Below are 26,029 nucleotides of genomic sequence, written 5' to 3'. Positions count from 1 at the left end.
ATTTCCAGGTCGGGGATGCAGCCCGATGCCGATCACCCGCCGATCCTGAAGCCCCGCATCGGCGTGCTGCTGATCAATCTGGGCACACCTGCCGCGCCGACCACCAAGGCGGTGCGCGATTATCTGGGCGAGTTCCTCTCCGACAAGCGCGTGGTGGAAATCCCCGCGATCGTCTGGCAGCCCTTGCTGCGCGGGGTGATCCTCAACACCCGCCCGCAGAAATCGGCGGCTGCCTATGCCGAGGTCTGGACCGACCAGGGCTCGCCGCTCGCGGTGTATTCGCGAAGGCAGGCCGAGGCGCTCAAAGGCCGACTGGGCGATGCGGTGCTGGTCGATTACGCGATGCGCTATGGCCAGCCCTCGATCGAATCGCGGATCAAGGCGATGAAGGAGGCAGGCTGCGACCGCATCCTGCTCGCCCCACTCTATCCGCAATATTCGGGCGCGACCACCGGCACCGCCAACGACAAGGCGTTCGAGGTGCTGCAGGCGATGCGCTGGCAGCCCGCGATCCGCACTTTGCCCGCCTATCATGATGACCCGGCGCACATCGATGCGCTCAAGCGCAACATCGAGCACGCGATCGCCTCGCTCGATTTCGAGCCCGAAGAAATCGTCACCAGCTTCCACGGCATGCCATTGCGCACGCTGCATCTGGGCGATCCCTATCACTGCCAGTGTCGCAAGACCGCGCGGCTTTTGAGCGAGGCGATGGGGCGCGAGCTGGTCGTCTCGTTCCAGTCGCGCTTCGGCCGCGCCAAATGGCTCGAGCCCGCGACCGACGCGACGCTCGAGGCGCTGGGCAAGAAGGGCGTCAAGCGCATCGCGGTGGTCGCGCCCGGCTTTTCGGTCGATTGCCTCGAGACGCTCGAGGAGCTGGCGATCCAGGGCCGCGAGCAGTTCGAACACGCCGGCGGCGAGAAGTTTGCCTACCTGCCGTGCCTCAACGCCAGCGGCGAGGGCATGGACATGCTCGAGACTTTGGTGCGCCGCGAACTGGGCGGGTGGATCTAGGTCTTTACACGCCCACCCCGCGCGGCAAGCCGCGCTGTCCCTCTCCCCTCCCGCAAGCGGGAGGGGAGAGGGACAGCGCAACATTCTCCCCTACCGCTTGCGGGAGGGGTGGCTGAGGCAAAGCCGAAGCCGGGGTGGGCCTGAACTGCCGCGCAACGTGCATACTCTTGTAACCTCCCTCGACTTGCCCCTGCTCTCGCGGCATACATCCGCAAACAGCAGCTGCGGGGAGCACCACCTATGTCCGATATCTTTCTAGGCCTTGGCGGCGGGGAGCGGCAGGTGCTCGTGCTTGCCCGTGCCAACCGGCACGGCATGGTGGCGGGCGCCACCGGCACCGGCAAGACCGTGACATTGCAGGGGATCGCCGAGAGCTTTTCGGCCGAGGGCGTTCCGGTATTCGTCGCCGATGTGAAGGGGGACCTTGCCGGGATCGCGATGCCGGGCTCGCCCACCCACAAGGCGCATGACAAGCTTGTCTCGCGCGCCGCCGAGATCGGGCTCGAGGGCTTTGCCTATTCGGACAACCCCGCGATCTTCTGGGACCTTTACGGCGAACAGGGCCACCCGATCCGCACCACGATCAGCGAGATGGGGCCGCTGCTGCTCGCGCGGCTGATGGGATTGAACGACACGCAGGAAGGCGTGCTCAACATCGCCTTCCGCTATGCCGATGAAAAGGGGCTGCTGCTGCTCGATCTGGCCGATCTGCAATCGGTGCTCGCCTATACCGCCGAGAATGCGAGCGAGCTGTCCGCCCGGTTCGGCAATGTCACCAAGGCGAGTGTTGGCACCATCCAGCGGCAACTGCTCCAGCTGGAAAGCCAGGGTGCAGGCCAGTTCTTCGGTGAACCCGCGCTCGAGATCGACGATTTCCTGTGCTGCGACGACCAGGGCCGTGGCTATATCAACGTGCTTGCCGCCGACAAATTGATGCAGAGCCCCAAGCTCTATGCGACCTTCCTGTTGTGGCTGCTGTCCGAGCTGTTCGAGACTCTCCCCGAGGTCGGCGATCCCGAAAAACCCAAGCTCGTGTTCTTCTTCGACGAGGCGCATCTGCTGTTCGATGACGTCCCCCAGGCGCTCGAGGAGAAGATCGAGCAAGTCGTCCGGCTGATCCGTTCCAAGGGGGTGGGCGTCTATTTCATCACCCAGAACCCGATCGATATTCCTGAAAAGGTCGCAGGCCAGCTGGGCAACCGGGTGCAGCACGCGCTGCGCGCCTTCACCCCGCGCGACCAGAAGGCGATCAAGGCGGCAGCGGACACCTTCCGAATCAACCCCGATCTCGACGTCGAAACCGCGATCACCGAACTCAAGACCGGCGAGGCCCTGGTCTCGACATTGCTCGAGGACGGCTCGCCCTCGATCACCCAGCGCACGCTGATCAAGCCGCCGCGCTCGCGGCTCGGCCCGCTGACCCCGAAGGAGCGCGCGATCATCCAGTCGGTCTCGCCCTATGACGGCAAGTACGACACGCGGATCGAGCGCGAATCGGCGATGGAGGTGCTCGCACAGAAGGCAGCCGACGCTGCCGCGGTCGCCGAGGAAGTCGAGGCCAAGGGCAAGGACGAAGTTGCGAAGCAGCCGCGCAAGACGACATCGATCTGGGCCAAGGCGGGCAATGCCGCAGCCGGGGCGGCAGCCGCCTCGGCCGGCGCGGTGATTGCAGGCGCCATCCGCGGCAAGAAGAGCAGCGCGCGCCCGGGTGCCAGCGCGGCGAGTGCCGCTGCGGGCACGGTCGCGACCGAACTGGGCAAGGCGTTCGGCTTTCCGGGCCTCGGCCGGTTCGCGCGCAATCTGCTGGGCGGGCTGATGCGATAGGGGTTGGTGCTCGGCCCAAGCCCTTTTGTCGTCACCCCCCGCGAAGGCGGGGGCCCGCTTCTGCCCGAGGGGCCAGACAAAGCGGGATTGCCGCGTTCGCGGGAATGACGGGCAAAAAACTGGAGAACAGCAGCCCTCAAACGCTCTGGATGTAATCCCTCAGCGCCGCGGCCTCGCTTTCGATCTTGTCGATGCGGTACTTCACCAGATCGCCGATCGAGACGAAGCCGATCAAAGTCGTGCCTTCGACCACCGGCAGATGGCGGATCCGCCTGCGCGTCATCAGCGAGAGCGCGGACATCACCGCAGTGTCGGGGGCAACGGTGATCGCGGGCGCGGTCATCGCCTTTTCGACCGGCTGATCGAGAATATCGGGGCCGTCGGAATGCAGCCGGTAGACCAGATCGCGCTCGGAGAAGATGCCAACCACCTCGCCGTCGCGCACGATCGGCAGCGCGCCGATGCGCTTTTCCGCGAGCAGGTTGGCCGCATCGCGCACGGTGGCATTGCAGGTGCATTGGTGGACCGCGCCATCGCGCCCGGACAGAATATTGGCAATGGTCATGACATGCGCCCTCCTAAGCGTTACGCCCGGTCCCTCTGACAAAGGCGGCAATGCAACGAGGTCCGCCATGGCGACTCAAGCAGAGCGATGGTCCCACGAAATGCTTGGAAAGAAAAGGCATCTCGACCTATATCCCCTTCCATGCCCCGCTTTTCCAATCTCGATGATCCCGAATATGCCCGCTTCGCCTGGCGCCGCTACTGGCGGGTGATGGGCTGGATGGCGGCGGCCACGGCGTTGGCGGTGGTGAGCATATTGGGCGTGCTGTTCATGCTGCACGGAACGGTCTCGATCCACATGTACATCGCTGCGGCGCTGGGCATAGGCTTCACGATGTTGCTGACCGCGGCGCTGATGGGGCTGGTGTTCCTTTCCAGCGGCACCGGCCATGACGAATCGATAGACGACGCGCTCGATCCCGAGTCTCCGTGACCGGGGGCCGGAGTGCCGGGTGCCAACCGGGGGGTAATTCCATGACTGAGACCACCGATCGCCTGACCGAGTGTCGCGATCCCGTGCTGCGGGTGGTGCCCGCGCCTGCGGACATCAATTCCAACGGCCATATCTTCGGCGGCTGGGTTCTTGCGCAGATGGATATCGCAGGCGGAATCGTCGCCAGCCGCGAGGTTCAGGGGCCTTGCGCCACGGTCGCCATCGAGGCGATGCAGTTCCTTGCTCCCATCCTGCTGCGCGATATCATCTCGGTCTATGCCGAGGTCGAGCGGGTGGGCCGCACCTCGATTTCGATCCGGCTGGATGTCATCGCGACCCGTGACCGCGGCGAACAGCAGGTGCGCGTGACCAGCGGCCTGTTCACCTTTGTCGCTCTCGACGACAACCACCGCCCGCGTCCCATCGTGCGCGACACCAGGCTGGCCTGACGCAGACCCCGGCAAACGCTTGTCAGCCGCTGCCAGGGCATTAGGGTCGCGCGCCATGAGCAGGCTTTTCATCTTCGGCATGGGCTATACCGCCTCGATCCTGGCGCAGCGGCTGCGCGCCAATGGCTGGCAGGTGCAGGGCACAGGCCGTGCGGGCGACACCGATTTTGTCGACAGCGCCGCCGTCCACGCCGCGCTGGCAGGCGCGAGCCACATCCTATCGAGCGTTCCGCCCGATCGCGCCAGCGGCGCTGACCCGGTGCTCGCCGCTTATGCCGATGCGTTGCGCGCCGCACCCGCGCGCTGGATCGGCTATCTGTCCTCGACCGGTGTCTATGGCGATGCGCGCGGGGCGTGGGTTGATGAAGGCGCCATCGTCGGCACCGGCAGGCGCAACGCGCGCACCCAGGCCGATCTCGACTGGCAAGCGCTCGATTCACGTGTCCGTGTGCTGCGGCTGCCGGGGATCTACGGTCCCGGACGCAGCGCGCTCGACCGGGTGCGCGATGACGGAGCCAAGCGAATCGCGATGCCCGGTCAGGTGTTCAGCCGGGTGCATGTCGACGATATCGCAGGCGGGGTGATCGCATCGTTTGCAGGCCCGGCGGGGGTGTACAACCTCGCCGACGACCTGCCCTGTTCGCAGAATCTGGTGATCGAGGCGGCGTGCCGCCTGCTCGACATGCCGCCGCCACCGCTGCAGACGCTGGAGGAGGCGAACCTGTCGCCGATGGCGCTTGGCTTCTACGCCGAGAACCGCCGGGTGGCGAACGGCAAGGCGAAACGGTTGCTGGGCTGGGAGTTGCGCTATCCGGATTACGAGGCCGGGTTGGCGGGGATACTGGCGGGGGAGTGATAACGACCCTTCACCATCAGCCGCTTAGCCTGAGCCTGTCGAAGGCCGCGCGCCGTTTGCCCCGGCTGTCAAAGTCCGTCACCCTGAACTTGTTTCAGGGCCCATTTCACGGCTCGCTGCCCACTTCGCAGAAACGCACAATGGGTCCTGAAACAAGTTCAGGATGACATGTTTGGTTACGCGAACAGATTGAATGGCCTTCGACAGGCTCAGACTGAGCGGGGTAGGGAGGCACAGACGAGAGGGGGCGTCTATTCCGCTGTCAGCGGCCTCGCCAGCAGCGCCGCCACCGCAGCGCCCGCTGCGACGTCGCCTGTCAGCAATGCACAAACCGTGTCGACGATCGGCATCGCGACGCCCCGGTCGCGCGCCACGTGCTGCAGCACCGGCGCGGTGAAGGCGCCTTCGGCCACGGTGGCGCGGTCGGCGAGGATATCGGCGGCGTTACGACCCTCGCCCAACGCCTTGCCCAGCGAGAAATTGCGCGAGCTTACCGACGAGCAGGTCAGCACCAGATCGCCCAGCCCAGACAGGCCCGACAGCGTCTCCGCCTGCGCCCCGCAGGCCAGGCCGAACCGCGTCATCTCGGCAAAACCGCGCGCGATCAGTGCGGCGCGGGCGTTCTGGCCCAGCCCCAGGCCCTCGACCACGCCGCAGGCGATCGCGAGCACGTTCTTGACCGCGCCGCCGATTTCGGCGCCGGTGATGTCGGTGGTGAAATAGGGCCGGAAGGCGGCGCGCGCGATCTGGGGCGCGATCCGCTCCCATTGCGCGTGATCCTCGCATGCCAGCGTCACCGCGGTGGGCTGGCCACGCGCGACCTCATGCGCGAAAGTCGGGCCCGAAAGTACGCTAAGCGGGCGTCCCGGGGCCGCGGCGCGCGCGGCATCGACCATCAGGTCGCCACTCGCCTCTTCAATCCCCTTGCAGCACAGCACCAGATCGGCGGTGCCGGGCGGCAACGCGGCAAGCACGCGGCGCATGTGCTGCGCGGGGGTGACCACCAGCAGCAGCGCGCAACCGGCCAGATCAGCCAGATCGGTGCTGGCCCGGATCGCGGGGTTGAGGTCGATCCCGGCGAGATACGCGCTATTGCGGTGCTGCGCGTTGATCTCCTCGACCACTGCGGGTTCGAACGCCCAGAGCAGCACCTTGCGGCCATCGCTCGCCAGCATCTGTGCAAGGGCAGTGCCCCAGGCGCCGCCGCCGATCACGCCGACCGTTGGTTTGGTGTCGCTCATGCCTTCACTCCTGCACCGCGCGCCGCTTCTGCCTGTGGGTCGAGTGACCAGCGCGGGCGTGCGGCGATATCCAGCGGATCGGTCAGCCCCAAAGCGAAGCGTTCTGCTCCCGCCCAGCCGATCATCGCGGCATTGTCGGTGCACAGCCATAAAGGCGGGGCGACAAAGCCCATATCGTGGCGGCTCGCGAGCGCCTCGAGCGCCGAGCGGATCGCGCCGTTCGCCGCGACTCCGCCTGCGACGACAAGGGTTCGGGGGGGTTCGCCCTCGTCGGCAGAGCCGGACAGAGCCTTCTCGAGCCTGTCGATCAGACAATCCACCACCGCCGCCTGAAAGCTTGCGGCGATATCCTCGGGCCGATGGCTCCCGCTCTGCGCCGCGCGCAGCACCGCGCTCTTGAGGCCTGCGAACGAGAAATGCGGCTCGGCGCTGCCCAGCAACGGCCTTGGCAGCGGTACCGCCCGCGCATCGCCGGTTTTCGCCAGCGCCTCGACCTTTGGCCCGCCGGGATAGCCCAGCCCCAGGATCTTGGCGGTCTTGTCGAACGCCTCGCCCGCGGCATCGTCGATCGTCGTCGCCAGCCGTCGGTACTGGCCGACGCCATCGACCCGGAGGATCTGGCAATGCCCGCCCGAGACCAGCAGCAGCAGATAGGGAAATTCCAGGCTCGCATCCGCGAGGCGCGGCGAAAGCGCGTGGCCCTCGAGATGGTTGACCGCGATCAGCGGCTTGCCCGCCGCCATCGCGAGCGCCTTGGCGGTGACCAGCCCGACCATCACGCCGCCGATCAGCCCGGGGCCTGCGGTCGCGGCGACCGCATCGACATCGTCGAGCGTGAGCCCGGCATCGTCGAGCGCGGCCTGAATCAACGGGGTGAGTATCTGGACATGCGCGCGCGCGGCGATCTCGGGGACCACGCCGCCATAGGGACGGTGCGCGTCTTCCTGCCCAGCCAGCCGGTGCGCCAGGATGCTGCGATCGGACCCGATCAACGCGGCCGCGCTTTCATCGCAGCTTGATTCGATGCCGAGGATGATTGCCATGGGGCTTTCCCTTATCGCTATTGGCCGCTAGCACAAGGTGCATGGGAGAGACATTGCACCCCGGCGCCCGCGCCGACCTGCCCGAAGGCATAGCCGAAATCCTCGCCGACCGGCCCATCCGGCTGGGCACCCGCGCCTCGCCGCTGGCGATGGCGCAGGCGCACATGACCGCCGCCGCGCTGCGTGCGCGCTGGGGGCTGGCCGAAGATCAGGTCGAGCTGTCACCGGTGGTGGCGAGCGGCGACCGGATCACCGACCGCCCGCTTGCCGATGTCGGCGGCAAGGCGCTGTGGACGCGCGAGCTCGACTGGTCGCTGGGCGGGGGCACGATCGACCTTTCGGTGCATTCGATGAAGGATGTCGAGACGATCCGCCCCGAAGCGTTCGTGCTCGCCGCGATGCTGCCGCGCGCGGATGTCCGCGATGTCCTGCTGGGCGCTGCGAGCATCGATGCGCTGCCGCACGGTGCGCGCTTCGGCACCAGCTCGCCGCGCCGCTCCGCGCAGATTCGCAGCCTTCGCCCCGATATCGTGCCGGTGCTGTTCCGCGGCAATGTCGCCACCCGCATCGGCAAGCTGCAGGCCGGGGAGGCCGATGCGACGCTGCTCGCCGCCGCCGGGCTCGACCGGCTGGGCGAGACGCTGCCGGGGATCGCCTCGGTGCGGCTGGACAGCGACAGCTGGCTGCCTGCCCCCTCGCAAGGCGCGGTGGGGATCGAAGTGCGCCGGGATGATGCGGCCATGCGCGCGCTGATCGGCGGGATCGACGATGCGCCGACCTCGGCCTGCGTGATGGCGGAACGCGCCTTGCTCGAGGCATTGGGCGGCGACTGCCACTCGGCGATCGCGGCGCTGGCGCGGATTTCGGGCACCACGATCCATCTGCGTGCGGTGCTCTATTCCGAAGACGGCGCGCAGCATGTCGCGGGCGACATCCGCTTTGCGGCCAGCGATCCGGGCGCACCTGCAAGGCTGGCCGCCGATCTGCTGGCCCAGGCCCCCGAGACGATCACGCGGCTGTTCCATCCGGGCTGATGGCGGGCGCGCGCATCATCGTTCTGCGGCCCCAGCCCGGCGCCACCGCAACCGCGCAGGCGCTGCGCGCTGCGGGGCACGATCCGCTGGTGACGCCGCTATTCGTCATCGAGCAGGTCGCCTGGAGCCCCGCCGATCCGTCCGCCTATGATGCTCTGCTGGTGGGCAGCGCCAATGTCTTTCGCCATGGCGGCCCGGCGCTCGCGGACCTCAAGGACCTGCCGCTCTATGCGGTGGGCGGCAAGACCGCGCGGATGGCGCTGGACCTCGGCTTCCGGGTGCGCGGCCAGGGGCAAGGCGGGCTCGCCGCCCTGCTGCCGATGCTGGTCGAGGACGGCCATCTGCACATCCTGCGGCTGGCGGGCGAAGACCGCGTCGATCTTCCCGACAGCCGCCTCGCGATCGACACCCGCATCGTCTATCGCTCGCGCGCGCTGCCGATGCCCCCTGCGTTGGCAGATGCGCTGGCCAACCCCTGCGTGGTGCTGCTGCATTCGGCGCGCGCGGCCTCGCACTTTGCCGGTCTGGTCGATTCCGCCGGACTGGATCGCGGGCGGATCAGCCTCGCGCTGTTCGCGCCCGCGTTGGTCGATGCGGCGGGGTCCGGCTGGGCGGCGGTCCGCGTGGCGGCCTCGACCGACGACCGTGCTTTGCTGGACGTGGCGGACGCCCTGTGCCAGCATGCCGCACCCAATCACCAACCGGAGACATGATGAACCCCGAGACCCCCCGCCCGGGCCGCCCCTCGCAAGGCGCCAGCGGCAGGACGCTGCTGATCCTGCTGGCGCTTGCCTTTGTCGGCGGAGCGACGCTGTCGGGCTGGCTGATCACCCGCTCGGGCTGGTTCACCGAAACACCTGCAACGCCTGCGCAGACCGCGCTCGACCGCAATGTCATTACCGCAGATCCGGCAGGTCCCGGCGCCGGCGGCCCGCCGCCTGCGATGACAGGCGGCATGCTCGGGGGCCCGGTTTCGCCGCGTGCGCTCGATGTGCGGGTGGCAGAGCTCGAGAACCGGCTGTCGCTGATCAACGTGCAGGCGCAGGAGGCATCGGGCAATGCCGGGCGCGCCGAAGGGCTGTTGATCGCCTTTGCCGCGCGCCGCGCGCTCGACCGCGCCTCGGCACTGGGCTATCTCGAAGGCCAGCTGCAGCTGCGTTTCGGCGCGGCGCAGCCCAATGCGGTTGCCACCATCGTGCGCGCCGCGCGCAACCCCGTCACGATGGACCAATTGCGCGCGCAGCTTGAGGAGATCGGCCCCTCGATCGTCTCGGGCCGCGCCGCCAATGAAGGCTTTTTCGATGCGCTGCAGCGCGAGGCGAGCGAGCTTTTCGTCGTCGAGCAGCAGGGCAGCGTGTCGCAGACCCCTTCGCAGCGGCTGCAGCGCGCCAAGCGCTATCTGGAGGCCGGGCGGGTCGAGGCTGCACTCGCCGAGATCGAGCGGCTGCCCGGAAGCAACAAGGCCGCCGACTGGCTGGCCAAGGCGCGGATCTATGCCGAGGCGCGGCGCGCTCTCGACATCATCGAAAGCGCTGCCATTCTCGAACCTCGCGGCCTGCGCGATGCCGCTGGCCAGCCGATCGAGCAGCCCTCGCCGCTGGCCCCCAAGGCGCCTGCGAACTGAGCCTGATGGATATGTCCCTGCCGCAGGTCGCCGTGGTGCTGGCAGGCGGCCAGTCGCGCCGCATGCAGGGCGAGGACAAGGCGCTGGCGCTGATCGGCGGCGAACGCATGATCGACAGAGTGGTGCGGCGATTGTCGCGGCAGGTGGGGCAGGTGCTGCTGTCGGCGCCGCATGATTATGGCACCGGGCTCGAGGCGATCGCCGATCTCCCCGAAGGCCCGGCGGGACCCGTCGGCGCGATCCGCGCGGCGGCGCTGCATCTGGCGGCGCGCGACGTGCATGCGTTCGTCACCGCGCCGGTCGATGCGCCCTTCGTGCCGGACGATCTGGTCGCGCGGCTGGCGCCATCTGCGCCGGTGGCGATGGCCACAGGCGACGGCGGAACCCCTGGCGCCTTGCAGCCCGCTTTTGCGTTGTGGGACACGCGCGCGGTGATCGCAGCGCTTCCGGCAGAGGTATGCGCCGAAAAATGGTCGCTGCGCCGCCTGGGCGAGGCGCTGGGCGCGCGCGCGGTGGAGTTTCCGGAGCCAGGCGCGCTGATGAACGTCAACACGCCGCATGAACTCGCAATGGCGCAGGCGCTTGCAGGCGATATGGCAGGCGACGCGCCAGGCGGGCCGGGCACGGCATGAGGCCGCACCGAAACGCCTTGGCGCATGGCACTGGACACGATATTCAGCAACGCGAAAGCCGGATGCTGCAAAACGCGGCGCTTTGCTGCGGCGCGGCTGATGCGCGCGTTGCATAATGAGCCTGGCACAATGAGCTGGGCACAATGATCGGGGCCGATTGCACATGGCGGTGAAAGACAAGGGTGACAGGGCCGCGTCGAAGCCCAGGCCCGCAAGCGGTCCGCGCCTGTGGTTCTGGCGTTTCGTCAAGATCGGCTCGGCAGCAGCGGTGATCGGGCTGATCGGCCTGGTCGTCGCGGTGGTCACCGTGATGGGCTCGCTGCCCAGCTTCCAGGACCTGAAATCCTCGCCCAACGGCCAGATGATCCTGGTCAAGGCCGCCGATGGCACCGAGATCATGCAACTGGGCCCGAGCTTCGGCGAATGGCTGGATATCGATGACATTCCGCAGGTGATGAAGGATGCGATGGTCTCGGTCGAGGACCGCCGCTACGCCTATCACCCCGGCGTCGACCCGATCGGCATCGGCCGCGCGATCTACAATTCGGTCGCAGGCGGCGGCCGCGTGCGGGCCACATCGACGATCACCCAGCAGCTCGCGCGCAACGTGTTCCTCAGCAACAGCCGTTCCTACACCCGCAAGATCCGCGAAGGCGTGCTCGCGCTGGCGCTGGAGCGCAAGTTCTCCAAGGGCCAGATCCTCGAGCTGTACCTCAACAAGGTGTATTTCGGCGGCGGCGCCTATGGCGTGGATTCGGCGGCGCGCAAGTTCTTCAACCATGATGCCAAGACGCTGTCGCTCGCCGAGGCCGCGATCATCGCCGGACTGGTCAAGGCGCCCTCGCGCTATTCCCCCACCGCCGACAGCGAGGCTGCTCTGGGCCGTGCGGGCGTGGTGCTGCAGGTGATGCAGGATGTCGGCACGATCACACCTGCCCAGGCCGCTGAGGCAGACCTTGAAGGCGTCGAGTTCGCGCCCGAAAAGGGCCAGAATTCGGTACGCTATTTCACCGACTGGGCATTGCCGCAGCTCGATACGCTGATCGAGGACAATGGCGAGCCGATCGTGGTGTGGACCACGCTCGATCTCAACATGCAGCGCGCAGGCACCGCGGCCATCCAGGCGCATGTGCCGCGCGGCGCACAGGGCGCACTGGTCTCGCTAGACCGCGATGGCGCGGTGCGCGCGATGGTCGGCGGCACCGATTACGTCACCTCCAACTACAACCGCGCAACCAGCGCGCTGCGCCAGCCGGGTTCGGCGTGGAAGCTGTTCGTCTATCTCTCCGCGCTCGAGGCAGGTTACACGCCCGAGGACATCGTCACCGACGCGCCGATCACCATCGGCGGCTGGTCTCCGCGTAACAGCGGCGGCAGCTATGCGGGCGACATCACGCTGCGCACCGCCTTTGCCTATTCCAAGAACACCGTCGCCGCGCGGATCGGCGAGGATGTCGGCACCAGCTCGATCGCCAACATGGCGCGCCGCTTCGGTATCACCACGCCGATCACGACCTTGCCCTCGATGGTGCTGGGGTCGTCCGAGGTCCGTGTGATCGACATGGTGCGCGCCTTTGCCGGGGTCAGCTCGGGCGGGGTTGCGATTTCGCCTTATGGCATCACCAAGGTCACCACCAGCGATGGCGAGGTGCTGTACAGCCATGAATCCGACATGAGCCAGGTGCTCGTTCCGCCGCACGTCACCGCCGGGATGACCGACCTGCTGCAGACCGCGGTCAATGTCGGCACCGGGCGCGCCGCGCAGATCGGGCGGCCCGTGGCGGGCAAGACCGGCACCACCAACAGCAACAAGGATGGCTGGTTCCTCGGCTTTTCGAGCGGGATCACCACCGGCGTCTGGATGGGCCGCGACGATGCCCGCCCGGTCGGCGGGCTGCAGGGCGGCACCGCGCCCGCGCGCGCGTTCGCCTCGTTCATGAAGGTCGCGGTCGCCAAGCGCAAGGTCGAGCCGTTCGATACCGAGCTCAAGCTTCCCGAGTGGCAGCTCGAGCCCGATGACGAGGCCTATTTCGGCTCGCCCGACGATGTGATCTTCATCGACGAGAACGGCAACCCGATCGATCCGGGCCGAGGCCCCGCCGAGCCCGACCCTTTCGCGCCGCCGCCGGTGCAGCAGCCCGAGCGGCTGGACGACAATTTCATCGATCGCGCGCTTGGCCGTGATCCGGTCAACCGGCCGCAGGTCCGTCAGGCCGAACCCCGGCCCCCGGTGCGCCGTCCGCCGCCGACGCCGCAGGAAGAACGGGTCGCCCCGGCGCTGCGCGACGAGGAATAGGTGGGGAGGAATAGCCGCGCCCGGGATCAGTCCCCCCCCTGCGACAGCGCGATGCGATTGCCTTCGCTGTCCTCGATTTCGGCGACGAACCCCGCCGCGCCGATATCCTTCTTCGCGTAAAGGATCCTGGCCCCTCGGGCCTTGGCCTTTTGCAGCACCGCATCGATATCGGGAACGTCGAAATAGACGATCACGCCCTCCTTGCTCGGCCTGTAGACATCGCCTCTGGCCAGCGCCCCGCTCGCACCCGCAGCCCCGTCGGCGCGCGCAAAGAACGCCATGTCATATCCGTCGACCTCTTGCCGGGTCAGCCGATAGCCGAACACGGCTTCATAGAACGCCACCGCCCGGTCCATGTCGGTGACGGGGATCTCGAAATGAACCACCGGATTGCCCATCATGCGCGCCTTTGTGCTGTTGTCCTCGCCAGCCGCAGTCCCACCGCCGGCGCTGCACGCCGCGATCCCGAGGTACAGCGCTCCTACGGCAAGCCATGGCGCGAAGAGGGATGGGCGTGAGACCATGCCTGTGCTTTTCAGCCATTTCCCGGTGCGAGGCAATATGCGCGAGGACAGGTTTCGAGGCCGTGCGCCATAGGGCATGGCCTTTCGGAACCAACCAGCATCTTGCAGCGGTGAATGCGCCATGACAGTGTTGCCAGATGACCGGCCCAGCCATGAACTCGCTGATCACGCTCGACCTTGCCGATGGCGTGAGGGCGCTTGCCACCGAGGACCCGGGGTCCCCCGTGCTGACCCGGTTCTTTGCAGGCTATGACCGGGCCTTTGTCCTGCCAGACGAGCGAGAGGAACTCGAAGGGTTCGAAGCGTGTCTCGCCTTGAACGGAGCCTATCGTCACGCCTTTGGCCGGGTCCATTCGGAACTGGTGGCGGTATTCGAAGATGCCGATGGAACGCTGCTGGGGGGCGCCAACTTTCTGGCGACAGCGATCGATCGTGACGCGCAATTGCCCCCGGCAGCCATTGCGCTGAATTACGTCTATGTCGAACCCGCCTCACGCGGGCGCGGAATGCTGCGCAAGATGCTGGCAGCGGTGCGGATGCTCTCTCTGATTGCGCTCGATCTCGACCGCGAGGGTACCGCGCCAGCCGTCTTCATTGAACAGAACGATCCGCTGCGGCTGACAGCCGCAGAATATGCTGCCGATACCGCGCATTCCGGAATCGATCAGGTCGACCGTCTGGCGATATGGTCACGTATGGGGGCTAAGGTGGTGGATTTTCCGTACATCCAGCCCGCTTTGTCTGCTTCGCAACACAGCGATGACGGGCTGATCTATGCTGCTGTGGATTTTCCGGGCGACGCGGTAGATGCCGGATTCCTGCACGACCATCTGCAGAGCTTTTTCGCGATTTCGGTGCTGAAGGGCACGCAAGACCAGCCCGGTGGGGTGGCAACCAGGCAATTGGCTGCTCTTTCCGCGCGCACCCCTCCGGTTGCCCTCCTGCCGATGGAGCCCGCCCTGTCGTGGCTCCGGTCTGCCAAGCCGACAACGGAGTATGACAGCTTTCGCGCACTGGCTCTGGCGGTGCGCTAGCAGGAAAGGGGGGCCAAGATGGCGGTGCGGGGAGACTGGGAGCCATGCGAGGATTTTGAGGATGCCCGGCCGGGCACGCTCTACTGGACCCTTTCGCTGTATATCTCGCCGGAGGACGTTGCGGCAGCGGTGGGTCAGCCTGACAGGAGGCTGACGCACAAGCTGTTTGCCAGGGTCCAGCAGGCGCATCTCCCCTCGGTGCTGCTGCGCAACGCCATCGATCCACTCTTCAACGACATTGCCGACCGCGAGGTTCTGGGGGAGGTGCAGGAACATCTGCTGGCCGCAGACGACGCGCCGTTGATAACGTCGGCAGACCCGCATGCGCAGCGCAAGGCGGCAGAAAGGCACATTCGCCAAAGCGAGAAACTGATTTTCAGGATGCCCAAGACCGTCGAATGGTCGACGGAAGGGGTCACCTATTGCGCTAGCCCGCCAGGGCTGGACGACGAGCGTGCAGTGCGGTTCCGCAGGTTCTGGCTGGCGCATAACAACGGCGCACTCAGCTATCATCTGGCGTTGAGCCATCATTACGCATCGCGCGATATCGACGGGGACGGGCGGGGTTATGATCCATCGACCTATTACTTCCTATCGCTGCTGCAAAAGCTGGCCGCACCCAAGGAGTTCGAGATCGCGCACGACAGCGCGGCGCCCGGTGCCCAGACATCCGTGTTCGACGACCGGACCGGCATCAGCCCGCTGGACGGCATCAAGGTCACCGACCGTACCGGAAACACCGACAGTTTCTGGCCCTTCGTCAAGCGTCGGATGCTGGTCGATGCACGCAGGCTGTTTGGCAGGCTGGCCAAGGAAACCGGCACCAGACCCGTCGAGGACCTGGAGCCGCTGCTGATCCGCGAAGTGCCGTTCATCGAGGTGCCGGGACTGATGGTGCCCAAGTGCCGGTTCATGTTTCTGTTCGATGACGAGCGCTTCTTCAAGCGGCTGATGCCGATCGATCCCTCGACAAAGGCCAGCGTCGCTCGCAAGGTCATGGTGCGCGAGGAATGCTATGCGCCGTATCAGGAGGCTTTGGCGGAACGGGTCAAGGCCTCCGAGGCATCGGCAAGCCCGGTGAAACTGGATGCCAGCTACTGGGAGTGGGTAGACAACCCGCTGGATTACGCAGCGCTGATCAGCCCGCAACTGGGCTATCTGCGGCCCTCGCCTGACAGCCTGTTTCCCGATGTTGACGCTCTTGCCGTTGCGTTGCGCAATGGCACGGCTTTGCGCACGGTGGACGCCCAGGGCAAGGCGCTCGAGTCTCCTGAGCCGCTGCACATCCCCGCCTTCGAGCGGGGCCGCGCGGACTGTCTCGACTACCTGTTCCTTGCCGGGTTCAATCAGAACATCATCGACTTCATGAACCAGGACACATCGGAAATTCTGGACAGCATCGATCCGATCTATCCTGACAGCGACGAGCAATCCGACGAACGCTTTTTCGTGCGCTATGCCAATCACCGCGCGATGGTCACCTATGTTCCCAAGAGCCGGAGCCTGGAAACCGGCAACGATTACATCGGTACCTGTCCCTATGCGTTTCTCATCCATGTGCTCACGCTGCACAATGAGTTCCTGGCGCGCGAGCACGAAGACCGCAGCATGGCGCGCATCGAACGGATCGAACATCTGGTTGCCTATAGCAAGCACCCCGAGCCCTTGAGCCCGGCAGCCGCTGCCCTTGAAGAACGCGAACCGCTTGATGGAAGCACCGGCTTCGACAAGGCGGAATTTGCCATCAATCAGGTCAAGCTGGCCGAGTATCGGGAATTCGAGCGATTCCGTTACGCCAATCCTTTCCGCTATGACACCGAGCGCGACGTGTTCACCAAGCTGGAAGAGCTGCGTGGCACGACGCGCAAGAAGGACGCGCTCGCGATGGCGATTGCCAGTCTGGAAGACCACGCCAGCGATCTGGGCCGGCGCCACCAGCAGAAGGTGGATGCGGATGCTGCGCGCCGCGAGACCGAACTCAACATCCTGCTCGGCGGCACGGGCATCTTCGGCGCAGGCCAGATGATCTACTGGATCGGTGAGACCGCAGCAGGAGACCCGGAAGCCGTTCCACCGAAAGAGGCCGTGCCCGTCGAGATTGATCTGCTGGGCGTTTTTCCTGCCAGTTTTTCCGGCGATGCGATCATGTACGTGACCGAAGCGGTCATGATCTACGCGTTGGCGATCTTTGTGCCGTTTTTCGTGTATATCGTGGTGTCTGCGATGTGGACCTGGGCGCGCAAGAAGCGTCCGGACCTCTGGGTGCTCAGCGCGCCCAAACGGTTAAGCCGGTGGTTCAGATCCTGACGCGGAAGACCGGTTGTCCGCCAGCCGCTGCTATCCGCCAGCCTTCAGTGCCTCGACGATCTTCTTGACGTCCTGCGAGCGGCCCTTGGGGACGATCATCACGTGGCTGCCGTTGGCGATGATGATGAGGTCGCTGATGCCCGATGCGGTGACGGTGATGCCGTCGGCATGGATGTGCGAATTGCTGCAATCGATCGCGATGACCTCGCCATGGCTTGTGTTGCCGGCGTCGTCGGGCGGGGCGATGCCTGCCAGCGCGTCCCAGCTGCCGACATCGGACCAACCGCACGACACCGGCACGATGGCGACGCGGTCGGCGCGTTCCATCACCGCATAGTCGATCGAATCGGAAGGGCAGGCGGCAAAGCGGCCGGGCAGCGGGCGGATGGTGCGCGCGTTGAGCTGGACGCCCTCCAGCGACTGCCTTGCCGCCCGCAGCATGTCGGGGGCGTGCAGGGCCAGCTCCTCGAGATAGCGATCGGCGCGCATCAGGAAGATCCCGGCATTCCAGGCATGGTTGCCCTCGGCCAGCATCGCCTCGGCCTTGTCGCGCGGCGGCTTTTCGATGAAGCGCTCGACCTTGCGGACCCCGGGAATATCGGCGAGCGGCGCGGCCATGAGGATATAGCCAAAGCCGGTTTCGGGCCCGGTCGGCTCGATGCCGAAGGTGACCAGCCAGCCCTGTTCGGCGGCGGGACGCGCGGCGTCGACCGCGGCGAGAAACGCATCCAGATCGCCGATGACATGGTCGCTGGGCATCACCAGCATCACCGCATCGCCCGATCCTGCCGCCAGCGCCGCCAGCGCGATGGCAGGCGCGGTGTTGCGCGCGCTGGGTTCCAGCAGGATCCGTGCGTCATCGAGCCCGGCCTCGGCCAGTTCGGCCTGCATCAGATCGCAATGACGCTCGGCACCGATGATCAGCGCGGGGCCGAACCTGTCCGATCCGTTGGCGCGGGCCAGCGTGTCGGCGAACATCGACCGGTCGGTGACCAGGGGCAGGAACTGCTTGGGGCGGGCTGCGACCGACAGCGGCCAAAGCCGGGTACCCGAGCCGCCCGAAAGGATCACGGGAAGGATTTTTGTCATGCAGTCTGGCCGTTCTCATGAGCGCGGGCGAGCAGCAGGCGCGCGCCGTTGCTGGCGTGATAGGAAGAGGCTGGATCGACCGCGAGACATTCACCCGCGGCCGCGGTGACCGCACCGGCGGCGGTCTGCACCGAAACGCTGCCTTCGATCGGGATCACCAGCAGCGGGCCGGTGCCCTCCAGCGTTTGGGGGGCATCTCCTGCCAGGCGAAGCCCGAACAGCGGCCCGTCGACCAGTGTCTGGTCGGTGTCCAGATCGATGTGCCGCGCCAGCGTGTGGCGATAGGGCGCAGCGTTCGCAACCGCGATGCTCTGGTCGAGATGCAGTTCGCGCGGGCGGCCATAATCGTACAGCCGGAAGGTCACATCGGCGTTCTGCTGGATCTCGATCAGGCTGAGCCCCGCGCCGATGGCGTGGATGGTGCCAGCCGGGATGTAGAAGAAGTCGCCGCGCGCCACCGGGTGCCAGGCAAGCAGCTGCTCGATCGAGCCATCGAGCGCAGCCGCGCGCAGTTCGTCACCGCTGAGGTCGCGCACCAGACCGATCCCCAGCGTCGCGCCGGGCTCGGCATCGAGCACCAGCCAGCACTCCTCCTTGCCGCCGGACAGGCCGATCGTGCGCGCGTAGGCATGGCCGGGATGGACCTGGATCGACAGCTTCTCGCTGGTGAAGATGTACTTCACCATCAGCGCCAGCGGCGCTGCATCTTCGGCCTCGAACCAGATTTCGCCGATCCTGTCGGGCCCCGTGTTGGTGAAGGGGGCCGGGATATCGGCTCTCCCCCATGGCTTTGCCACCTGGCGCGTCGTCAGCTTCATTGGGAGAGCCATCACATCCATTGCTTCCATTTCCGCGATGCTTCCAGTCCAGTCAAGCGTGACACGTCAACCCTTTGCAGCGACACGCCGGTCCGGGATACGGCTCGACCGGGCCGGTGCCGGTCCGTGGAGAAGCGCCAGTTCCGCGATGTTGCATAAAGCGTAACGCGCACGGCGGAAAAAAGTCAGGCTATTCAAAAAGTTTCTTGATGCTGCCGGCCATCAGCCCGGCAACGATCAGCAAGCAGCTTGCCAGCAGCAGCAGCGAGATGATCTCGTCCTGCCATGCCTTGCCGACCCCTGCGATTTCGATGCCGCGCCCCACCAGAAAGCCCGGGGTGAGCACAAGGCTGACCCACAGCACGCCCGAAAGCACGTTCCAGCGATGAAAGCGGTGGGCATCCATCCTGGCGACGCCCGCCACCAGCGGCAGCATCGACTGGAACGGGCCCAGCGCATAGCGCCCGCCGACCAGCGATATACCGCCCCAGCGGCGAAAGAACAGCCGCGCGCGCGCGATGCCGCGCCGGTGCCGCGCCAGCGCGGGGGCCTGCCAGGCGCGATGGCCCAATTGCAGCCCGGCGCGCCACGACAGCCAGTATCCCGCAATCGCGCCCGCCATGCCAAACAGCGCGACCGCGGTCGCATCGACCCGGCCGCTGCCCATCAGCACGCCGACCATGAACAATATCGGGGTGGCAGGGATGAAGATGCCGATCACCGCGAGCGATTCGCCGAACGCGATCAGCCCGAATGCGGGACCCGCCAGCCAGCGGTGATCGGTCATGAAGTCCGACAGAAGCTGGAGCAGGCCGTTCATGCGCCGCGCCGGAAGATCAGAGCGAGAGTTTCTTGAAGATCGGCTCGGGGATCGCGCGGATGATCGCCATGACGAGGCGCCAGCGGCCGAGGGTGTAGATCACGTCGGCCTTCTTGTCCTGCGCCTTCAGGATCGCGTCGGCGACCTGTTCGGGCTCGGCGGTCATCACCGGCGACAGCTTCATGCCCGCGGTCATCTGGGTGCGCACGAAGCCGGGCTTGACCGTCATCACGTGCAGCCCGGTCTTGGCGTGCGCGTTGCGCAGCCCCGAGAGGAAGGCGGTGAACCCGGCCTTGGCCGATCCGTAGATGAAGTTGGATGCGCGCCCGCGCTCGCCTGCGACCGAGCTGATGCCGATGATGCAGCCATCGGGCACGTTCGCCATGCGGCGGGCGGCGGCAAGCAGATAGCGCGCCGGGCCGGCATAGTTGCTGTCCATCACCTTGGCGGCGATGTCGTCATGCGCCGCCGATTCGGCCTGGTCGCCCAGCAGCCCTGCGAGCATCACCACGGTGCCCGGCACCACACCCAGCGAATCGAAGAACGCGTCCGGCGCGCCATCGGTGATGTCGACGCTGACCGAGCGGACCTTCGCCTGGGTGCGCAAGGCCAGATCGGTCGCATCGGCGCCGATGTCGCCGCGCGCGGCCAGGATGACCTCGCAGCCCCTGGCGGCATAGCCCTTGGCGAGCGCACGGCCGATATCCGAACGGGCACCGATGATCAGAACGGGGGAAGCGAGCATTTTACAGACCCAATCTTTGTGAAAGCAGCGACGAGAAGCGCTGGTCGAGGCCGTATCGCGCACGAAGGTTACGAAATTCGTCAAGCCTGGGATAGCCTGCGGCAAAGCGCTCGGGCGAGACGCGAGCATCCTTGGTCAGGTAGACACGCCCGCCATGGTCGGCGGTGATCGCGTCGAGCCGCTCGAGCAGCGCAAAGTTGTCAGGTGTCGCGGGGAAGTCGAGCGCGAGCGTGTAGCCTTCCATCGGGAAGCTCAGCATCCCGAACGACTGCGGCCCCATGCGCTTCAATACTGCCAGGAACGATCCGGCGCCCGCAGCCGAGATCGCCTCGAGCAGGCGGCGCATGCCCTGTTCGCTTGACGCGAGCGGAAGGACGGACTGGTACTGCACAAAGCCCTGGCGGCCGTAGATCCGGTTCCACTCGAAGATCGCATCGAGCGGGTAGAAATAGGGATCAAGATCGACCACCGCGTCGCCCGGGCGCTGCATCGCGTAATAGAGATGGTTGAACATCCGCACGTTGAAGCCGCTCAAGGCAAAGTTCGGAAAGTCGATCGGGATCGTCTTGGGCTTGCGGTTGGGGCGCGCGAGTGGCGCGGCGCGGCGGGCGGGGTCGAGCTCGTCCAGCCTCGCATGCTCGCCCAGCAGAATCGCCGAGCGGCCAAGGCTCCTGCCGGTCGCCATGCAGTCGATCCACGCCACCGAATAGGTCGATCCGTGCGATTGTTCGAACACGGCGAGAGCCTGTTCGAGGTCGGGCACGCGGATCGTGCGCTGGCGCATGAACGCGCTTTCGACCCTGAGCATCCGGAACGACGCACGCACGATGATGCCGGTGAGCCCCATGCCGCCGCAGGTCGCGGCGAACAGATCGGTGTTCTGGATCGGCGAGCAGCGCTCAACCCGGCCATCGCCAAGGTCGAGATCGAACCAGTCGACATGGTCGCAGAACGATCCTGCGACATGGTGGTTCTTGCCGTGCACGTCGCTGGCGATCATCCCGCCGATGGTGACCATGCGGGTGCCGGGAGTCACCGGCGGGAACCAGCCGCGCGGCACCAAGGCTGCAACGAGGTCCGACAGCAGCACGCCAGCCTCGCACACCAAAGTCCCGGTCGCCTCGTCGAGCGAGATCAGCCGGTCGAGCCTGCGCATGTCGATGGTGGCGGCCGGGTTCATGCTGGCATCGCCGTACGACCGGCCATTGCCGCGCGCGATGCTGTTGGGCAACGGCGCCAGCGTCTCGTGCAGCGCTTGCGGCGTGGTCGGCTGCCACACGGTGCACTCGCGCACCGGATAGCGACCCCAGCCGGCAAGAGGCGCCTGATACGGCATCAGATCGCGATCGCGATGATCACGGCGGCGGCAACCCCGGTCAGCCAGCTGACCTTGTCGGTCAGGGCAAAGATGATCGGATCATCGTGCATCTCGCCGCGGTTGGAGAGCATCAGCGCGCGGCTGATCCAGTAGATCAGCAGCGGGCAGATCAGCCACATCCGCAAGGGGTGTGCGTAGAGCGACAGCATGCGCGGGCTGCTCAAATACAGCATCACCACCATCACCGAGGCATAGCCCGCCGCCGCGCCCAAAGGCAGCAGCATGGCAAGGTCGTTGATCGCATAACCGCGCCCCGGGGGCGAGGATTTGCCCGCGTCGCGCCGCGCCACCAGTTCCGAGCAGCGTTTGACGATGGCGAGGCTGAGGAAGAAGAACAGGCAGAACATCAGCAGCCATTGAGACTTTTCCTCGCCGGTCGCGGCGATCCCGCCCAGCACGCGGATGGTGTAGAGCCCGCCCAGGATGATGACGTCCACCAGCATCTGCCGTTTGAGAAACAGCGAATAGCCAAGCGTCAGCACGACGTAGCCCAGCAGGATCGCGAGAAACTCGAGCGGTAGCAGCGCAGCGATGAAGATCGCCGCCGCCATCAGCCCGATCGCCATCAGGATCCCGCGCGGGATCGAAATGTCGGCGGCGGCAAAGGGGCGCTTGGACTTGCGGTGATGGTCGCGATCGCCCGGCAGATCGAGCAGGTCGTTGATGATATAGGCGCTCGAGGCAGCCAGGCTGAACGCCCAGAACGCCATGAACGCGGCCAGCAGCACCGCAAGGTCGCCGATGCTGTGTCCGGCGATCGCGGGGAGGAAGACGAGCGCGTTCTTGGCCCATTGATAGGGGCGCATCGCCTTGAAATAAGGGCGGATCGGGGTCCGCGGCCGGGCGATGATCTCCGCATCGGGGAAGCGGCGCTTGACCGCGCGCTCGAGCCCGCCGCTCTGCGCGATCACGATCGGGCGCCGCGCGGCATCCCAGACCGGCATGTCGACCATGTGGTCGCCGATATAGTCGAACTGCTTGTGGCCGAACCGCTCGACCAGCGCGCCCGCCTTGTTGGAGCCCGACAGGTTGGTGACCCCGTCCGATCCCATCACGCCATCGACCCCGCCGATCCGCGCGGCGATCTGTTCGACCCAGCGGTGATCGGATGCTGACGCCAGCCACACCGGTCGCCCTGCAGCCTTTGCCGTCTCGATGGCGGTCAGCGTCTCGGCGCGCAGCGGCATGCTGGCAATATGCGGATCGACGGTATCGACCAGATTCTTCTTGAGCGACGCCTTGCCGCCCGCCAGCCAGGTCACCAGCTTCCAGCTGTTCCATGGCTGGGTGGCGACCAGCTGCAAGGCGGCTTCGAACAGCAGGTCGGTGCGGATCAGCGTGCCATCGACATCGACGATCAGCGGGGTTGTGTCGGTGGCCCCGGCCTTGCGGGTCTGCTCGTCGATCACGGCTTCTTCTTCTCGCCAAAGGAATAGTGCTTGTGCGCGTAATAGCTCAGCACGATCGGGCTGACCACGCCCACCAGATGCGCGATCTCCTCTGCATGCCAGTCCCAGCCGATGAACGGAAGGACCAGCCGCAGCATGCCTGCGCTGACGCCCAGCACGACCAGGAAGCTGAACGCGTTGACCACGGCGAAGCGGCCATATTCGGCGAGCCAGCTGTCGCCGCTGGCATTGAACACGAACAAGCGTGCGAGCAGGAACGCGGTGGTCATGCCGAAGAGATAGGCGACCGACACCGCTGCCTCATAGGGCATCACATGGCTGAGCAGCCAGCGCGAGCCAAGGTTGACCAGCGCCGCGATGCCGCCGGTGACGATGAAGCTGGCGAAGCGCTTGCCTTCACCGCCGTCAGGGGTCGCCGGTTCGGCAACCTTGTCCGACAGGCTGGTCATGCCGGGATGCTCTCCACCATGTCCTTCGCCAGCCGCGCGCTTTCCGAAACGCCGCGGTCCTCGGGATAATAAAAGCAGGTATCGGCGACCTGGAGCCCGGCGATCGGGGTCTGCACCGGCGGGATCTTGGCGGCAAAGCCCGGCTCGCAGATCGGCTGGGCATGGCGCAGGCGGCCCACCTTGGTCGCGACGATATTGTCGCGGGTGATCGCGGGGTTGATCCGCTGGATGTACGAGAATGCCTCATCGATCAGCTTCTGGTCGTCCCAGGCGAACTTAGGGTGGGTGACCGGCATGTAATAGGGCACGTACACCACGGTTTCTCCGCCGGGCACTGGACGCAGGTTCGAAAACTCGATGATCCCCGGGATCTCGATATCGGGTTCGATGATGTTGACCCAGAAATGCGGCGTCACCGACTTTTTCAGCCGGAACAGCAGGCAGCACACGCCGATGTTCTCGATCGCGTCATACTTGGCCTTCCAGTCGGCGGGCATGTCGGGGATCATCGTGGAGATCAGCGGTGTCGGCACGGTGGAGATGACATGGTCGGCTCCGTGGAAGCCGTCTGCGGCCTCGACACCGGTGACCTTGCCGTTCTCGCTGACGACCTTGCTCACCGGGTTGCCGAGGATGACCTTGCCACCCAGCGCCTCGATACGTTCGACCAGCCGGTCGACCAGGGTCTGGCTGCCGCCCTCGATATAGCCCAGTTGCTCCTGGAAGATCGACTTGCGCGAGCGGCCGGTGCGCTTGACCCGTGTCCAGATCCAGGCGGCCGAGACATTGTCGGCGTACTGGAAGAACTTGAGGTCGAACAATGGCTTCCACATCTTGTCGTAGACGCTCTTCCCCGACCAGCGGGTGATCCATTCGCGCGCGCTCTGCGTTTCCAGCGCGTCCCAGCTGTCACGCTTGGTCGACACGAAGGCGAGTACGCCATAGCGGATCTTCTCGATCAGGCTGAGATGCGGGTAGCGCAGCAACGAGAACGGATCGCCCCAGCCGTGCAGCTTGCCGCCCGAAAAATAGCCCATCGAGGTGTCGCGCCAGCGCATCTTGTCGCCCAGGCCGATCTCGGCCATCAGATCGAAGGTCGGCTGGTCGGTCTTGCAGACAAAATGGTAGAAGCGCTCGATCGACATTCCGGCGAAATCGAAATGCGCCGCCATGCCGCCTGCATCGGGCGATGCCTCGATCACCTCGACCTGATGGCCCGCCTTTGCGGCATGATAGCCCGCGGCCAGCCCCATGGCTCCGGCACCGATGACGACGACACGTGACATTCGATTCTCCCGGCCCGCACGGCAGCAGGCCTCAATATGATCCAGTTACCCCGGCCCGGCGAATAGCCGCGATCAGAACTGCAGCGCAATCTTCGAATAAACCGGGTGGCCGAAGGTCTCTTTCAAGGCTTCGTCCAGCGGCGTCGCGCGCACAACGAAGATTCCCGGCCAGTCGATGATCTCGAACACGTCGGGGGTCGACAGCGCCTTGAGCTGCTTTTCGGTGAACGGCGGGTTCTTGCTGAACAGCGCATAGGTGCGCAGCAGCATCGCGAACAGGCCGTAGGGGATCTTGACGATGACCGCGCCCGCGCCCGTCGCGCGCTTCATCGCGCGGATGAGGTCGATATAGTCGATCCGCTCCTGCCCGGTGATGTTGTACGCGCCGGTCATCTTCTTCTCGATCGCCGAGACGATCACGTCGCAGAAATCGCCGACATACAGCGGCTGGCGCAGATACTTGCCGTCGCCGGGAATCGGGAACACGGGAACCTTTTCCATGAAGCGCGCCAGCCAGCCGACATGCTTGCGGTCGAACCAGCCGAACATCAGCGTCGGGCGCAGCACGATTTGGGTGAGGCCGGTTTCGGCAACCAGCTTTTCCTGCGCCTTCTTGGTTTCGGTGTAGTCGTCCACCGCCAGCGAATTGACCACCGAGGACGAGATGTTGACCACATAGGGCACCGCGTGCTGCACGGCTGCCGCCATCACCCGTTCGCTGGCCAGGATGTTGTTGTCGATGAACTCCTGCGGCACCAGCCCGCCGATCTGCGCATGGCCGTGGACCAGCGCGTCGCAATCGGCCAGCGCATGCTGCCAGCCGTCCTCGCGCGCCAGATCGGCGACGATAACCTCGATGTCGGGGTGCTGTTCGCGCAGGATCGCCGAATTGGCGGCAGCCTTGTCGATGGAGACGATCCGGGTATAGCCGCGCTGCTTGAGCTTGGCGACGAGGTTCTGGCCCACCAGACCCGCGCCCCCGGTGATAACGATCTTCTTCCCCACCTGCGGTCTCTCCCAGCCTGTTGCGGCGTGCAAATGCGGCGGACTATTAGGGATGCTTTGGTTGCAGTGCAACAAACAAGCGCGCGCGGGCGATCGGGGCGGCGGTGCAGGATCGTTCGCCCGGGCCTGCCGTCCTTTAACGTCTGGTCATGTGG

General features: G+C 66.0%; 25 protein-coding genes. 12 read left to right on the top strand and 13 right to left on the bottom strand.

From position 1 onward, the window contains the following. The first annotated feature begins 15 nt into the window (after window positions 1–15). Together hemH and IP68_RS11505 are read left to right on the top strand one after the other, a co-directional pair. Window positions 16–1,014, top strand: coding sequence for a ferrochelatase (gene hemH, locus IP68_RS11510; RefSeq protein WP_054135188.1), 999 nt, complete (start codon window positions 16–18; stop codon window positions 1,012–1,014). Between the two features lie 240 nt (window positions 1,015–1,254). Beyond that, window positions 1,255–2,838: a helicase HerA-like domain-containing protein gene (locus tag IP68_RS11505; RefSeq protein WP_054135139.1), complete on the top strand. Its 1,584-nt coding sequence runs from the start codon at window positions 1,255–1,257 to the stop codon at window positions 2,836–2,838. A 136-nt stretch (window positions 2,839–2,974) separates the two neighbouring features. Here the strand turns inward: IP68_RS11505 and IP68_RS11500 are convergent, their stop codons facing one another. After that, complete coding sequence (locus IP68_RS11500; protein WP_054135138.1) at window positions 2,975–3,403, bottom strand: CBS domain-containing protein; 429 nt, start codon at window positions 3,401–3,403, stop codon at window positions 2,975–2,977. 141 nt (window positions 3,404–3,544) lie between these two features. Here IP68_RS11500 and IP68_RS11495 point away from each other — a divergent pair, with 141 nt between their 5' ends. From IP68_RS11495 to IP68_RS11485, 3 genes are read left to right on the top strand one after another with little or no spacing between them, the layout of a single operon-like run. Beyond that, window positions 3,545–3,835: a hypothetical protein gene (locus IP68_RS11495; RefSeq protein WP_054135137.1), complete on the top strand. Its 291-nt coding sequence runs from the start codon at window positions 3,545–3,547 to the stop codon at window positions 3,833–3,835. A gap of 41 nt (window positions 3,836–3,876) precedes the next feature. Next, window positions 3,877–4,284: an acyl-CoA thioesterase gene (locus IP68_RS11490; protein ID WP_171900259.1), complete on the top strand. Its 408-nt coding sequence runs from the start codon at window positions 3,877–3,879 to the stop codon at window positions 4,282–4,284. 55 nt (window positions 4,285–4,339) lie between these two features. After that, window positions 4,340–5,140 carry an epimerase gene (locus tag IP68_RS11485; RefSeq protein ID WP_054135136.1) on the top strand — a complete coding sequence of 267 codons (801 nt, stop codon included), beginning with the start codon at window positions 4,340–4,342 and terminating at the stop codon, window positions 5,138–5,140. Window positions 5,141–5,391: 251 nt separating this feature from the next. On the opposite strand, the gene IP68_RS11480 is transcribed toward IP68_RS11485, so the two are convergent. Both IP68_RS11480 and tsaD read right to left on the bottom strand, forming a co-directional pair. Further along, entirely contained in the window at window positions 5,392–6,381 is a 990-nt protein-coding gene (locus IP68_RS11480) for an NAD(P)H-dependent glycerol-3-phosphate dehydrogenase (RefSeq protein WP_054135135.1), read from the bottom strand. Beyond that, complete coding sequence (tsaD, locus tag IP68_RS11475) at window positions 6,378–7,424, bottom strand: tRNA (adenosine(37)-N6)-threonylcarbamoyltransferase complex transferase subunit TsaD (RefSeq protein WP_054135134.1); 1,047 nt, start codon at window positions 7,422–7,424, stop codon at window positions 6,378–6,380. The genes IP68_RS11480 and tsaD overlap by 4 nt, the downstream gene beginning before the upstream one ends. Window positions 7,425–7,465: 41 nt before the next feature. On the opposite strand from tsaD, the gene hemC reads away from it, so the two are divergent. The 5 genes from hemC to IP68_RS11450 all read left to right on the top strand — a co-directional run bounded on the left by hemC (window position 7,466) and on the right by IP68_RS11450 (window position 13,010). After that, window positions 7,466–8,458, top strand: coding sequence for a hydroxymethylbilane synthase (gene hemC / locus IP68_RS11470; protein WP_082382311.1), 993 nt, complete (start codon window positions 7,466–7,468; stop codon window positions 8,456–8,458). Beyond that, entirely contained in the window at window positions 8,458–9,171 is a 714-nt protein-coding gene (locus tag IP68_RS11465; RefSeq protein ID WP_054135133.1) for a uroporphyrinogen-III synthase, read from the top strand. Before hemC ends, IP68_RS11465 begins: the two co-directional genes overlap by 1 nt. Then, window positions 9,171–10,082, top strand: a complete 912-nt coding sequence (locus IP68_RS11460) for a mitofilin family membrane protein (protein ID WP_054135132.1) — start codon at window positions 9,171–9,173, stop codon at window positions 10,080–10,082. Before IP68_RS11465 ends, IP68_RS11460 begins: the two co-directional genes overlap by 1 nt. A gap of 5 nt (window positions 10,083–10,087) precedes the next feature. Continuing rightward, on the top strand, window positions 10,088–10,714 hold the full coding sequence (locus tag IP68_RS11455) for a molybdenum cofactor guanylyltransferase (RefSeq protein WP_054135131.1): 627 nt from the start codon (window positions 10,088–10,090) through the stop codon (window positions 10,712–10,714). Window positions 10,715–10,877: 163 nt separating this feature from the next. Beyond that, a complete protein-coding gene (locus IP68_RS11450) occupies window positions 10,878–13,010 on the top strand; it encodes a transglycosylase domain-containing protein (RefSeq protein WP_054135130.1) in 2,133 nt (710 codons plus the stop codon). A gap of 26 nt (window positions 13,011–13,036) precedes the next feature. Here IP68_RS11450 and IP68_RS11445 read toward each other — a convergent pair whose 3' ends face one another. Beyond that, window positions 13,037–13,534: a VOC family protein gene (locus IP68_RS11445; protein ID WP_197275787.1), complete on the bottom strand. Its 498-nt coding sequence runs from the start codon at window positions 13,532–13,534 to the stop codon at window positions 13,037–13,039. Between the two features lie 137 nt (window positions 13,535–13,671). Here IP68_RS11445 and IP68_RS11440 point away from each other — a divergent pair, with 137 nt between their 5' ends. Then, window positions 13,672–14,568, top strand: coding sequence for a hypothetical protein (locus IP68_RS11440; RefSeq protein WP_156318081.1), 897 nt, complete (start codon window positions 13,672–13,674; stop codon window positions 14,566–14,568). Between the two features lie 18 nt (window positions 14,569–14,586). After that, window positions 14,587–16,875, top strand: coding sequence for a hypothetical protein (locus tag IP68_RS11435; RefSeq protein ID WP_054135128.1), 2,289 nt, complete (start codon window positions 14,587–14,589; stop codon window positions 16,873–16,875). Between the two features lie 30 nt (window positions 16,876–16,905). On the opposite strand, the gene IP68_RS11430 is transcribed toward IP68_RS11435, so the two are convergent. The 9 genes from IP68_RS11430 to IP68_RS11390 form a co-directional block, all read right to left on the bottom strand. Next, complete coding sequence (locus tag IP68_RS11430) at window positions 16,906–17,964, bottom strand: mannose-1-phosphate guanylyltransferase/mannose-6-phosphate isomerase (protein ID WP_054135127.1); 1,059 nt, start codon at window positions 17,962–17,964, stop codon at window positions 16,906–16,908. Beyond that, window positions 17,961–18,782, bottom strand: coding sequence for a class I mannose-6-phosphate isomerase (locus IP68_RS11425; protein ID WP_231683936.1), 822 nt, complete (start codon window positions 18,780–18,782; stop codon window positions 17,961–17,963). Before IP68_RS11425 ends, IP68_RS11430 begins: the two co-directional genes overlap by 4 nt. Window positions 18,783–18,972: 190 nt before the next feature. Beyond that, window positions 18,973–19,602 (bottom strand): DedA family protein, encoded by a 630-nt coding sequence (locus IP68_RS11420; RefSeq protein ID WP_054135125.1) that lies wholly within the window; start codon window positions 19,600–19,602, stop codon window positions 18,973–18,975. A gap of 16 nt (window positions 19,603–19,618) precedes the next feature. Continuing rightward, window positions 19,619–20,347 carry an SDR family oxidoreductase gene (locus tag IP68_RS11415; RefSeq protein WP_054135124.1) on the bottom strand — a complete coding sequence of 243 codons (729 nt, stop codon included), beginning with the start codon at window positions 20,345–20,347 and terminating at the stop codon, window positions 19,619–19,621. A 1-nt stretch (window position 20,348) separates the two neighbouring features. Continuing rightward, window positions 20,349–21,683, bottom strand: coding sequence for an FAD-binding oxidoreductase (locus IP68_RS11410; protein WP_054135123.1), 1,335 nt, complete (start codon window positions 21,681–21,683; stop codon window positions 20,349–20,351). Next, window positions 21,683–23,134, bottom strand: coding sequence for a UbiA family prenyltransferase (locus tag IP68_RS11405; RefSeq protein ID WP_054135122.1), 1,452 nt, complete (start codon window positions 23,132–23,134; stop codon window positions 21,683–21,685). The genes IP68_RS11410 and IP68_RS11405 overlap by 1 nt, the downstream gene beginning before the upstream one ends. Continuing rightward, window positions 23,131–23,583, bottom strand: coding sequence for a GtrA family protein (locus tag IP68_RS11400; protein ID WP_054135121.1), 453 nt, complete (start codon window positions 23,581–23,583; stop codon window positions 23,131–23,133). The genes IP68_RS11405 and IP68_RS11400 overlap by 4 nt, the downstream gene beginning before the upstream one ends. Beyond that, entirely contained in the window at window positions 23,580–24,869 is a 1,290-nt protein-coding gene (locus IP68_RS11395) for an NAD(P)/FAD-dependent oxidoreductase (protein WP_054135120.1), read from the bottom strand. The genes IP68_RS11400 and IP68_RS11395 overlap by 4 nt, the downstream gene beginning before the upstream one ends. 72 nt (window positions 24,870–24,941) lie before the next feature. Further along, complete coding sequence (locus IP68_RS11390) at window positions 24,942–25,874, bottom strand: NAD(P)-dependent oxidoreductase (RefSeq protein WP_054135119.1); 933 nt, start codon at window positions 25,872–25,874, stop codon at window positions 24,942–24,944. Window positions 25,875–26,029: the final 155 nt, after the last annotated feature.

The organism is Blastomonas sp. AAP25, assembly GCF_001295965.1.
Classification (GTDB): Bacteria; Pseudomonadota; Alphaproteobacteria; order Sphingomonadales; family Sphingomonadaceae; genus Blastomonas; species Blastomonas fulva.
Note: the sequence above shows the minus strand (reverse complement) of the source record. Positions and strands in the feature narration are given on the sequence as shown.

Bases quoted from the DNA above. Each gene is read 5' to 3' on its own strand.
- hemH (WP_054135188.1), top strand. From the start codon at position 16: ATGCAGCCCGATGCCGATCACCCGCCGATCCTGAAGCCCCGCATCGGC.
- IP68_RS11505 (WP_054135139.1), top strand. From the start codon at position 1,255: ATGTCCGATATCTTTCTAGGCCTTGGCGGCGGGGAGCGGCAGGTGCTC.
- IP68_RS11500 (WP_054135138.1), bottom strand. From the start codon at position 3,403: ATGACCATTGCCAATATTCTGTCCGGGCGCGATGGCGCGGTCCACCAA.
- IP68_RS11495 (WP_054135137.1), top strand. From the start codon at position 3,545: ATGCCCCGCTTTTCCAATCTCGATGATCCCGAATATGCCCGCTTCGCC.
- IP68_RS11490 (WP_171900259.1), top strand. From the start codon at position 3,877: ATGACTGAGACCACCGATCGCCTGACCGAGTGTCGCGATCCCGTGCTG.
- IP68_RS11485 (WP_054135136.1), top strand. From the start codon at position 4,340: ATGAGCAGGCTTTTCATCTTCGGCATGGGCTATACCGCCTCGATCCTG.
- IP68_RS11480 (WP_054135135.1), bottom strand. From the start codon at position 6,381: ATGAGCGACACCAAACCAACGGTCGGCGTGATCGGCGGCGGCGCCTGG.
- tsaD (WP_054135134.1), bottom strand. From the start codon at position 7,424: ATGGCAATCATCCTCGGCATCGAATCAAGCTGCGATGAAAGCGCGGCC.
- hemC (WP_082382311.1), top strand. From the start codon at position 7,466: ATGGGAGAGACATTGCACCCCGGCGCCCGCGCCGACCTGCCCGAAGGC.
- IP68_RS11465 (WP_054135133.1), top strand. From the start codon at position 8,458: ATGGCGGGCGCGCGCATCATCGTTCTGCGGCCCCAGCCCGGCGCCACC.
- IP68_RS11460 (WP_054135132.1), top strand. From the start codon at position 9,171: ATGAACCCCGAGACCCCCCGCCCGGGCCGCCCCTCGCAAGGCGCCAGC.
- IP68_RS11455 (WP_054135131.1), top strand. From the start codon at position 10,088: ATGGATATGTCCCTGCCGCAGGTCGCCGTGGTGCTGGCAGGCGGCCAG.
- IP68_RS11450 (WP_054135130.1), top strand. From the start codon at position 10,878: ATGGCGGTGAAAGACAAGGGTGACAGGGCCGCGTCGAAGCCCAGGCCC.
- IP68_RS11445 (WP_197275787.1), bottom strand. From the start codon at position 13,534: ATGGTCTCACGCCCATCCCTCTTCGCGCCATGGCTTGCCGTAGGAGCG.
- IP68_RS11440 (WP_156318081.1), top strand. From the start codon at position 13,672: ATGACCGGCCCAGCCATGAACTCGCTGATCACGCTCGACCTTGCCGAT.
- IP68_RS11435 (WP_054135128.1), top strand. From the start codon at position 14,587: ATGGCGGTGCGGGGAGACTGGGAGCCATGCGAGGATTTTGAGGATGCC.
- IP68_RS11430 (WP_054135127.1), bottom strand. From the start codon at position 17,964: ATGACAAAAATCCTTCCCGTGATCCTTTCGGGCGGCTCGGGTACCCGG.
- IP68_RS11425 (WP_231683936.1), bottom strand. From the start codon at position 18,782: ATGAAGCTGACGACGCGCCAGGTGGCAAAGCCATGGGGGAGAGCCGAT.
- IP68_RS11420 (WP_054135125.1), bottom strand. From the start codon at position 19,602: ATGAACGGCCTGCTCCAGCTTCTGTCGGACTTCATGACCGATCACCGC.
- IP68_RS11415 (WP_054135124.1), bottom strand. From the start codon at position 20,347: ATGCTCGCTTCCCCCGTTCTGATCATCGGTGCCCGTTCGGATATCGGC.
- IP68_RS11410 (WP_054135123.1), bottom strand. From the start codon at position 21,683: ATGCCGTATCAGGCGCCTCTTGCCGGCTGGGGTCGCTATCCGGTGCGC.
- IP68_RS11400 (WP_054135121.1), bottom strand. From the start codon at position 23,583: ATGACCAGCCTGTCGGACAAGGTTGCCGAACCGGCGACCCCTGACGGC.
- IP68_RS11395 (WP_054135120.1), bottom strand. From the start codon at position 24,869: ATGTCACGTGTCGTCGTCATCGGTGCCGGAGCCATGGGGCTGGCCGCG.